This is a genomic window from Nocardia cyriacigeorgica NBRC 100375, from assembly GCF_000308555.1.
GTDB classification, from domain to species: Bacteria; Actinomycetota; Actinomycetes; order Mycobacteriales; family Mycobacteriaceae; genus Nocardia; species Nocardia cyriacigeorgica.
In genome coordinates, this window is record NZ_BAFY01000247.1 from 1 (window position 1) to 9342 (window position 9342).

The 9342-nt window shown below is 70.4% G+C and carries 6 protein-coding genes and 1 pseudogene; 6 read left to right on the top strand and 1 reads right to left on the bottom strand.

Annotation, left to right across the window (positions count from 1 at the left end):
- The 4 genes from RJ05_RS24845 to RJ05_RS24855 all read left to right on the top strand — a co-directional run.
- Nucleotides 1–805: isochorismate synthase (locus RJ05_RS24845; RefSeq protein ID WP_036541297.1), on the top strand; the 805-nt coding region annotated here is incomplete at its 5' end.
- Between the two features lie 127 nt (nucleotides 806–932).
- Entirely contained in the window at nucleotides 933–1103 is a 171-nt protein-coding gene (locus RJ05_RS30245; RefSeq protein WP_081597515.1) for a DUF2613 domain-containing protein, read from the top strand.
- A 197-nt stretch (nucleotides 1104–1300) separates the two neighbouring features.
- Entirely contained in the window at nucleotides 1301–5551 is a 4251-nt protein-coding gene (locus RJ05_RS24850) for an alpha-(1->3)-arabinofuranosyltransferase (RefSeq protein ID WP_081597516.1), read from the top strand.
- The gene (locus RJ05_RS24855; RefSeq protein ID WP_081597517.1) at nucleotides 5548–6105 is read left to right on the top strand and encodes a DinB family protein; all 558 of its coding nucleotides are present in this window, start codon (nucleotides 5548–5550) and stop codon (nucleotides 6103–6105) included. Before RJ05_RS24850 ends, RJ05_RS24855 begins: the two co-directional genes overlap by 4 nt.
- 4 nt (nucleotides 6106–6109) lie before the next feature.
- On the opposite strand, the gene RJ05_RS24860 is transcribed toward RJ05_RS24855, so the two are convergent.
- The gene (locus tag RJ05_RS24860; protein ID WP_036541300.1) at nucleotides 6110–7291 is read right to left on the bottom strand and encodes an acyltransferase family protein; all 1182 of its coding nucleotides are present in this window, start codon (nucleotides 7289–7291) and stop codon (nucleotides 6110–6112) included.
- A 201-nt stretch (nucleotides 7292–7492) separates the two neighbouring features.
- On the opposite strand from RJ05_RS24860, the gene pgfA reads away from it, so the two are divergent.
- The gene (gene pgfA / locus RJ05_RS24865) at nucleotides 7493–8647 is read left to right on the top strand and encodes a cell envelope lipid trafficking protein PgfA (protein WP_036541303.1); all 1155 of its coding nucleotides are present in this window, start codon (nucleotides 7493–7495) and stop codon (nucleotides 8645–8647) included.
- Nucleotides 8648–8759: 112 nt separating this feature from the next.
- A pseudogene (locus tag RJ05_RS24870) lies at nucleotides 8760–9342 on the top strand (polysaccharide biosynthesis protein); the annotation flags it as partial.

A 9342-nucleotide genomic window follows, 5' to 3' on the forward strand; every position in this document is an offset into this window, starting at 1 on the left:
GGTCGAACAACTCGCCGACAGCCGTCAGCCGTTGCGCAAGGTGGTGGCGGCGCGTTCGGTGCTCGCCGCGGCCGAGGAACCGCTGGATGCCGAGGTGGTGGCCGCGCAGTTACTCACCCGGCATCCGCGCGCACACGTCTACGCGGTGGATCTGACGCCGGCCGGACGCGCCGGCGAGACGCTGGTCGGGGCGACGCCGGAAGTGCTGGTGTCCCGCCACGGCAGGACCGTCACGCTGCATCCGCTCGCCGGCACCCTGCCCCGCCTGGCCGATCCCGACGCCGACGCCGTGCAGGCCCGGGACCTGCTGGCCAGCACCAAGAATCGCGACGAGCACGCCTTCGTCATCGACTGGATCGCGGACAAGCTGCGACCGCTGTGCACGTCGCTGTCGATCCCGGACGGCCCGGAACTGGTACAGACACAGCAGGTCTGGCATCTGGGCACCCCGATCACCGGCACGCTGCGCGACCCCGCCCCCACCGCCCTCGAACTCGCGCTGCTGCTGCACCCGACGCCCGCCGTGTGCGGGACGCCGACACCGCAGGCGCTGGAGGCGATCATCGAACTGGAAGGCGATCGCGGGTTCTACGGCGGCGCCGCGGGCTGGTGCGACGGTAACGGCGACGGCGACTGGGTGGTGGCGATCCGCTGCGCCGAGATCGCGGCCGACGGACTGTCGCTGCGCGCGTTCGCCGGCGGCGGGATCGTCGCGGCCTCGGAGCCGCTGATCGAGCTGGACGAGACCACAGCGAAACTGCGCACCCTCCTCGACAGCCTCAACTGCGCCCTACCGCCGAACTGAGGTGCGCCGTCACCAGCCGATCCGGAAATATCTTTTCGCTATAGCAGACCTGCGCATACGCGAATCCCCGAAGTCCTGCTAGGTTGGCCGGGAATACCTGCCTTCCGCGAAGTATTGGAGTGCCCCGATGAAGTTTGCTGTACCTGGTGCCGCTAGTGCGGTCGCCGGCGCCGTCCTGGGTGCGATCGCGGTGTTCATCATCACGGCGGCAGTGCAGCAGAACACCCGCCCGGAGATCGACCGCAGCGGCGACGCCGACTCCTCGCTGTTGAACAACGTCGAATACGGCAGCCGCTGATCCACACCCGGTTTCTCGCGGATCGCTCGCGCCGGGCGCGAGCGATCCGCTGACCGTGGTGCGCGCCGATCCTGCGCCGCATCGCGGTCCGGACGCACGCGTGACCATCACGAGTCGGTCCTGCCTGCTGTCTGTGCTCCCGATAGTCGACGCGTGCGCTCGCCTCGATGCCCGCGACGCCGACTGATACGAACGTGATGCCCGACGACACCGCAACCTCCGTGCGCCGACCGGACGCCGACCGGCCGTCCACAGGCGTACCCGGGGCGGAACGGGCGCCGGAAACCGCGCCCCTCGGCCGACGCTGGTTCGCCGGCACGGTCGTCGCCGCCTTCCTGCTGACCTTCCTCCAGGCACCCGGCCTCACCGTCGCCGACACCAAGTACGACCTGGCCGAGAACCCGCTCGGCTTCCTGGATCGCGCCTCGCACATGTGGAGCAGCCAGGCCCCGATGGGGCAGGTGCAGAACCAGGCATACGGATACTTCTTCCCGCACGGCAGCTTCTTCTCCCTCGGCGACCTGCTCGGGCTCCCCGCGTGGGTGACCCAGCGGATCTGGTGGGCGCTGCTGCTGCTCGCGGGATTCTGGGGAATCGTCAAGCTGGCCGAAACCCTCGGCATCGGCAGTCGGGGCTCGCGCGTGATCGCCGCGCTGGCGTTCACGTTGTCGCCGCGGGTGCTCACCACGCTCGGGTCGATCTCCTCGGAGACGTTGCCGATGGTGCTCGCGCCGTGGGTGCTGCTGGCCCCGGCCGCACTCGGTACCGCCTATCAGCGCAGACGCGGTGGTGCGCGCTCACCTGCGGGCAGCGCGCTGGCGTTGGCCTTGATGGGTGCGGTGAACGCGGTGGCGACGGTCGCCGCGTTCCTGCCCGCCCTGCTGTGGTGGGCGTCGTACCGGCCGAATCGACGCTGGTGGCGATTCACCATGGCGTGGGTTCCGCTGCTGGTGCTCGCGACGTTCTGGTGGGCGGTACCGCTGTTGCTGCTGGGCCGGGTGAGCCCGCCGTTCCTCGACTACATCGAATCCTCCGGCGTCACCACCCAGTGGGCCTCGCTCGGTGAGGTGCTACGCGGCACCGACAGCTGGACGCCGTTCGTCTCACCCGAACGCATCGCCGGCGCGGTGCTGGTCACCCAGCCGGCCGCGGTGCTGGCCACCGGCCTGATCGCGGCCGCGGGCATGGCCGGGCTGGCCATGCGGTCGATGCCGGGACGCGGGCGGCTGACATTGATCCTGTGCGTCGGGCTCGTCGGCATCAGTGCCGGATACGTCGGCGAACTCGGTGGGCCGTTCGCGGAATCGGTGCGGGTGTTCCTGGATTCGACCGGCGCGCCGCTACGCAATGTGCACAAGCTCGAGCCGCTCATCCGCATCCCGCTGGTGCTCGGCCTCGCACACCTGATCGCTCGCGTGCCGCTGCCCGCCTCAGTGCCGATGCCGGTCTGGCGCAGCGCGTTCGCCCATCCGGAACGGGACCGGAAAGTGGCGGCGACCGCGCTGATCCTCACCGCGCTCGCGCTGTCCACCTCGCTGGCCTGGACCGGCAAGCTGGCACCGCGCGGCGCCTACGACGAGGTCCCCGGCTACTGGCGGCAGACCGCGCAATGGTTGAACGACAATGCCGCCGACACCCGCGCGCTCGTCGTTCCCGGCGCGCCGTTCGGCAGTCAGGTGTGGGGGCTGACCCGCGACGAACCGCTGCAAGCGCTGGCGCAGACGCCGTGGGCGGTTCGCGACGCGGTGCCGCTGAATCCCCCGGGCACGATCCGCGCGATGGATTCGGTGCAGCGGCTGATCGCCGACGGCCGCCCGTCGGCCGGGCTGGCCGCGACGCTGGCCGGGCAGGGCATCGGCGTGGTGGTGCTGCGCAACGACCTGGACCCGGACACCTCACGCTCGACCCGGCCCATGCTCGCCCATCAGGCGCTGGACAACTCGCCGGGACTGCACAAGGTGGCCGAGTTCGGTGCTCCCATCGAAACCGGCGTCATCGCCGACGGGCTGGTCGCCGACGGGGATCTGCGCCCCGCCTACCCGGCCGTCGAGATCTACCGGGTGGACGTACCGACGCCGGGAACCCCCGCCGAGCTGCGCAGCGGCACCGGCGCACCGGATGAGCTGCCCGGCGCCTACACCGTGCCACTGAGCACTGTGCCAACGGTGCAGGGTGGGCCGGAAGTGCTGGAGCGGCTCAACCGCGATCCCGGTGCTGGGGCCGAACCCCGGCTGCTCGCGGCCGACCGGGAGCGCGCCGGGCTGCCGATGGGGCCGGTGACCATCACCGATACCCCGATGGCGCGGGAAACCGATTTCGGCAAGGTCGACAACCACAATTCGGCCTTGCGCGCACCCGACGACGCGCGCCGCACCCACAATCTGGTGCCCGACTATCCGGTGCCCGGCGCGGATCCGGTGCGCGGCGAATGGTCCGGCGCGACCGTCACCGCGTCCAGCTCCGCCGCCGACGCCACTCAGATCGGCGGTTCCGCGCCGGGCAGCTCGACCGCGGCCGCCGTCGACGGCGATCCCGCCACCGGCTGGGTCAGCAACGGTGCCGAACGCGCGGTGGGGCAATGGCTTCGGCTCGACCTCGACCGGCCCATCCGTGCCGGTCTGTTGCGGTTGACGACCAGCGCGGCCGCCATCGGCGATCCGGTGAAGTGGGTGGAGGTGCGCACCGACAACGGCAGCGTGTCCGCCCGCATCTCCGAACCCGGTGCGCAGGTGTCGGTTTCGCTGCCGGCCGGGACAACCAGCTGGATGACCATCACCGCCATCCGCACCAGGGACGGCACCGCGGGCGGCCAGTTCGGCATCAGCGAACTGACCCTCGACGACTATTCGGTGCGCGATGCCCCGGTCCGCGTCGACATCCAGCACCGCACGGTGCTCCCACCCGCACCCGAGGGCGCGCCCGTCGCCGGCTGGGACCTCGGCCAGGAATTCCCCGGCCGCAGCGCCTGTTTCGACGCGCCGGACCGGGTGCGCTGCGGGAAGGGCCTGGCGCTCGCGCCGGAAGAACTCGGCGCCTTCCAGCGGACGCTGTCGGTGCCCGAGGGCATGACCGTCACACCCGAACTGACCGTGCGCACCCGCCAAGGCCCCGCACTCGAGGCTCTGCTCACCGATCCACAACGCCCTATCGCCCGCGGCACCTCCGACGTGGGCGACCTGCGCGGTTCGGCCTTCGCCGCGACCGACGGCGACCCGCGCACCAGCTGGACCGCTCCCGAGGACACGGTGCGAAACCTGCTCGGCGGCAGGCCCACCCTGACCATCGAACTGCCGGAGCCGGCGCTGGTAACCGGCCTCGACATCACCGCCTCGCTGGGCGGGCTGCCCGCCGCACCCACCTCCGTCGCGGTGAATCTCGGCAACGGACCGCAAGTGCGCGATCTCGACGACGAGACGACCCGGATCTCACTACACCCCACCGTCACCGACCGCATCGAACTCACCCTGCAGAGCTGGGATTCGGTGCTCGACCGCACCGCGCTCGGCTTCGCCCAGACCCAGCCGCCCGGCCTGGCCGAGGTGTCGGTGCTCGGGCCGGACTATCCGCCGCCCGCCGACCCGGACCGGTTGATCACGATCGGCTGCGCGGACGGGCCGACCGTGGCGTTGGGCGGAGAGGTCTTCCAGACCTCGGTGACGGCCACCGCTGCCGAACTGCTGGCGGGGGCACCGGTGTCCGCGCGGATCTGCGGAAGCGATGCCGTCGACCTGTTCCCCGGCCGCGTCGATGTGATCGCGGCGCCGACCGAGCTGTTCTTCGTCGACCGGTTGCGGCTGGACAATCCCGCCGTCGACCCGGTCCCGAATCCACCGGTGACCACCGGAGCTCGGCTCCTGGTTCTTCCGCTGAGCACCAACGTGGGCTGGACCGCCGAAACCGCCGACGGCCGTGAGCTCGACCCGGTCGTGGTCGACGGCTGGAAGCAGGGCTGGCTGCTGCCCGAGGACGCACAGGGGCCGATCACCGTCGCGTTCCCCGTCGACCGCTGGTATCGCCTGGCCATCTTCGGCGGCCTGCTGCTGTTGATCCCCCTTGCCGCCCTGGCGATTCCCCGCCGCGGCCGTCCGCTCCCCGACAGCCCGGCCCCGCGCACCTGGCGCAGCCGCTGGATCCCCGCCGTCGGACTCGCGGCCGCCACCACGATCATCTCCGGCCCGGCCGGCACCGCCCTCACCGCCGCCGGTCTCGCCCTGATCCGCTTCGTGCCCCGGATCCCGCGCACGGCACTGGTCGTGATCGCGGGTGTCGGCACGGCCCTGTCGGCGGCCGCGCTCTCGACGGGACCGTGGCGCTCCCCGACCGGTTATATGGGCGGCTCGCTCTGGGTGCAGCTGCCGGCGCTGATCGCCGTCATCGCGGTCGGCATCGCCGCACTGCCGCCGGGCAAGCGCAAAGCCGACTCGGCAGAGGATGATTCGTCGTCATGAGGTCTCGCGAAGAGCATGGTCGCGCCGACGGCGAGCTGGCCGCCGCGCCGCCATCGCCGCCAACGGACCGCTGTGACGAATGCGGATACGTCTACGACCTGGACACCGCACCCCAGGTGCCCGCGCTGCTGTCGGAGTATGCCCAGCGGTATCAGGAGCTGCTGTCTGCACCGGTCGGCGCACTGGCGCGCCGTCCGGCACCGGAGGTCTGGTCGCCGCTGGAGTACTCCTGCCACGTCCGCGACGTGCTGATCGTCCAGCGGGAGCGGTTGCTCGCCGCCCGGCGCACCGACGATCCGGTGGCCGAGCCGATGGGCCGCGATGAGCGCGCCGAGCACGATGGCTACGCCGAGCAGCTGCCGGCCGACGTCGCCCGGCAGCTCACCGATGCCGCTGCGCTGCTGCGCAACGCACTCGAACGGCTCACCCCGCGAGATTGGCAACGCACGCTCGTCTACAACTATCCACAGCGCGCCCAACGCTCACTGCGCTGGCTGGCGGTGCACACGCTGCACGAGCTGCACCACCATCTGCAGGACGCCCGCCGGAGTTGAGCCCCTACTCGGCGGCCTGCGCTGCCTTGCGGGCAGCGACCAGCTGCTCGCGGCGGCGCACGTAGCGGCGGACCGGCTCTTCGACGAGCGCGTAGCTGGCCGCGGCGATCGGCAGGGTGATGGCGACGGTCAGGGTGAGTACCAACGGGAAGTCGCCGCTGAAAGGCACGATGCCGAAGACCGGGAACACGATCGACAGCACGGCGAGATGCCAGATGAAGATGCCGTAGGACCAGCGGCCGATGGCTTGGCAGACCGATGATTCCAGCCAGCGATGCGGCTTCGCCTCGGCATCGCGCAGGATCAGCGGTGCGAGCAAGGTGAACCCGATCAGTGCGCCGAGGCCTATCTTGGCGGCGTACTGCCAGGGCTCGGCGCGGGTGAGTCCGGCGGGGCCGCCGAAGTTCGTCGCCGAGATCAGGAACACGACCAGCGCCACGCTCCACATCAGGGGTTGATTTCCGGCCACCCGGCGCAAGCGCGATAGCGGACGGCTATCGAAAATCACCTCTGCCAAGAGCATGCCCGCGGCGAACCACGGCAGATATCCGGGCAGCCAATTGTCGGCGTGAATGGCGTCCGGAGTCGGCACCGGAAGGAAATTCCAGCCCAGACTGATCAACGCCAGCCCGAGCACCGCCGGAATGCGCGCCCGCGCCGCCGAACCGCGCAGCCCCGACAGCGCGAATGCCAGCAGCGGCAGCACCAGATAGAAAGCCACCTCGACCGACAGACTCCACATCTGGGTCAAGCCGTCGGTCAGCGTCAGGGGGATGAACACCTGCAACAGCAGCAGATTCGACAACCACACCCGGAAGCCCGCGGTGTCGGCCGCGCTCGGCAGCAACACCAGCACCACGCACACCACCACCCAGTACGCGGGCAGGATGCGCGCGGCACGGTGACGCAGGTAGCGGCCCACACTCGGCGCCGTGCCGAGCCCACGCGCGGCCGCCGCATGCGGGCGCCACAGCAGGAATCCCGACAGCGCGAAGAACACCGCCACCGCCATATCGAAGCGCTCGAGCACCCGGCCGAGCACCGGAATCCCGGTCGCCGCGGTCTGGAACGCCACATGGGTGAGCAGGACACCCAGTGCCGCCATGCCGCGCATCCCTTCCAATGCGGGCAGGAAGGCGCGCGGACGAGCCGGGGCGTCCGTTGTGGTGGGTGCGGTGGCGATCATCGGGTCCAGTCTGCCCTGCGGATTTCGACATGAGAATCCGACATTTCACTTTTCGCGCTAGACTCGGGCGATTTTAGGTCCGATTCCGGCCTCGGCACGGCGTGGTTCATCACCGGGCTGTTAGTGTCGGGGCTCACGAGTGCTGTGGTATGCCCACAGTACCGACGGAGCGACCCGTGTTCGACAACGAGGAGACTTTGCATGGCACAGAGTGCCGGAACCAAAAGGACGGTTGCCTGCCTGCTCGTAGGCCTCGGCGCGCTGCTCATCGTGGCCGCGCTGATGATCCCGACCTATACCTTGAGCAAGATGGCGAAGACTCCCCTCGACCTCGAGATCACCACCATCGCCACCAATGTGCCAGGCCAGGAAAGCCTCGTGCTCGACGCCAAATCGCTGACCGCGCCCGAGGGCTCGGCCAAGGTCGACCAGAATGTTCCCCTGGTCTTCCAGCGGTTCGTGACCGTCGAGGAACCCTCGGACGCGGAGAAGATGACCGTCCAGGCGGGTACCACGCTCCGGCGCACCGACAAGCAGGGCGACACCGGCCTGCTGACCGCCGAGATCGACCGGGTCACCATCGACCGCAAGACCGGCGAGCCGGTGGACGAGGACCCCAACGGCTCCATCGCCGCCACCGTGAACAAGGAAGGCGAGAGCGTCGCCGAGCCGTTCAAGCGTGAGGGCCTGCAGTACCGGTTCCCGATCGGCACCGAGAAGAAGGACTACCCGTACTTCGACCGGACCGCCCGCGTCACCTCCGATGCCAAGTTCATCGAGGAGACCGAGATCAACGGCACCACGGTGTACCACTTCCGTCAGGTCGTCGAGCCGGCCAACCTGTACGACGCGACCAAGAACCCGGCGTTCCGGCTGAGCCTGCCCGCCGCCAAGTGGGGCGTGGAAGGTGACGGCGACATCACCATGTTCCGCTGGTACACCAACACCCGCGACCTGTTCGTGGAGCCGGAGACCGGCACCGTCGTCGACGGCCAAGAGGCCATCCACATGTACTACGGCCGCACCGGCGACAAGCCCGAGGTCACCGCGCTGAAGGCGACGCTGACCTTCGACGAGCCGACCATCGAGTCGCAGCTGTCGGTCGCCAAGGAGAACATCGACAAGCTGTCGCTGTTCGGTCGCGTCGTGCCGATCATCCTCGGCGTCGTCGGCCTGATCGCGCTGATCGCGGGCATCGTGCTCGGTGTGCGCGGTGGTGGCGCCGCCGCTACCGCCGGTCGTGGCGGTGTGCCGCCGCGTCGCCCGGCTCCCGCGGCGCCGACCGCGCCGTCGAGCCCGCGCCGTGGAGACGCGGATGCCCCGACCGAGACGATCAAGCTTCCCGAGAAGCCCTGATCCCTCGGCGGTAACACGCATTGACCGACTCGGCTCCCCTGGCATCGCGCCAGGGGAGCCGAGTCGTTTTCGTGAGGGGCGGCGGCGCGCGCCCGGGGTCCGGGGTGCGACGATGGCGGGCGTGCCTGCTGTTCGTCGCCTACCCGTCGTGGCGGATCTGAGCTTGGTGACGGCGGGCGCGATGACGGCCAATGTGGCCGGGTATCTGCTCCAGCTGCTGGCCGGGCGCTGGCTCGGCGTGGCCGGCTACAGCGAATTCGCCAGCCTGCTCGCGGTGCAGCTGCTGTGCGCGGTACCCGCGTTGGCGTTGCAGAACGTGGTGGCCAGGGAATTGGTGCGCGGTGCGAGTGTGACGGCGCTGCGTGGATTGCAGTGGCGGTGCGCGGTGATCGTCGCGGCGGTGGCGGCGGCGTTGATACCGGTGGTGACCGTGGTGCTCGAGGTGAGCCCGGTGGCCTGTGCGGCGGCGCTGATGGCTGCGCCCGCGCTGGTGATGCTGTCCGGCGAGCAGGGCGTTCTCCAGGGCGGCAGGCGGTTTCGCGGGCTTGCTGTCGTGCTGGGTGCGGCCGGGGTCGCGCGGGTGCTGCCCGCGATCGTGGTGCTCGCGCTGGGTGTGGGTGCCGCGCCCGCGCTGTGGGCGGCGGCGGCCGGCATCGCCGGGGCCGCGGTCTTCGCGCGGTCGGTGGCCGGGCCGG

Coding starts and splice junctions, on each gene's coding strand:
- RJ05_RS24855 (WP_081597517.1), top strand. CDS start 5,548: ATGAGGTCTCGCGAAGAGCATGGTCGCGCCGACGGCGAGCTGGCCGCC.
- pgfA (WP_036541303.1), top strand. CDS start 7,493: ATGGCACAGAGTGCCGGAACCAAAAGGACGGTTGCCTGCCTGCTCGTA.
- RJ05_RS30245 (WP_081597515.1), top strand. CDS start 933: ATGAAGTTTGCTGTACCTGGTGCCGCTAGTGCGGTCGCCGGCGCCGTC.
- RJ05_RS24850 (WP_081597516.1), top strand. CDS start 1,301: ATGCCCGACGACACCGCAACCTCCGTGCGCCGACCGGACGCCGACCGG.
- RJ05_RS24860 (WP_036541300.1), bottom strand. CDS start 7,291: ATGATCGCCACCGCACCCACCACAACGGACGCCCCGGCTCGTCCGCGC.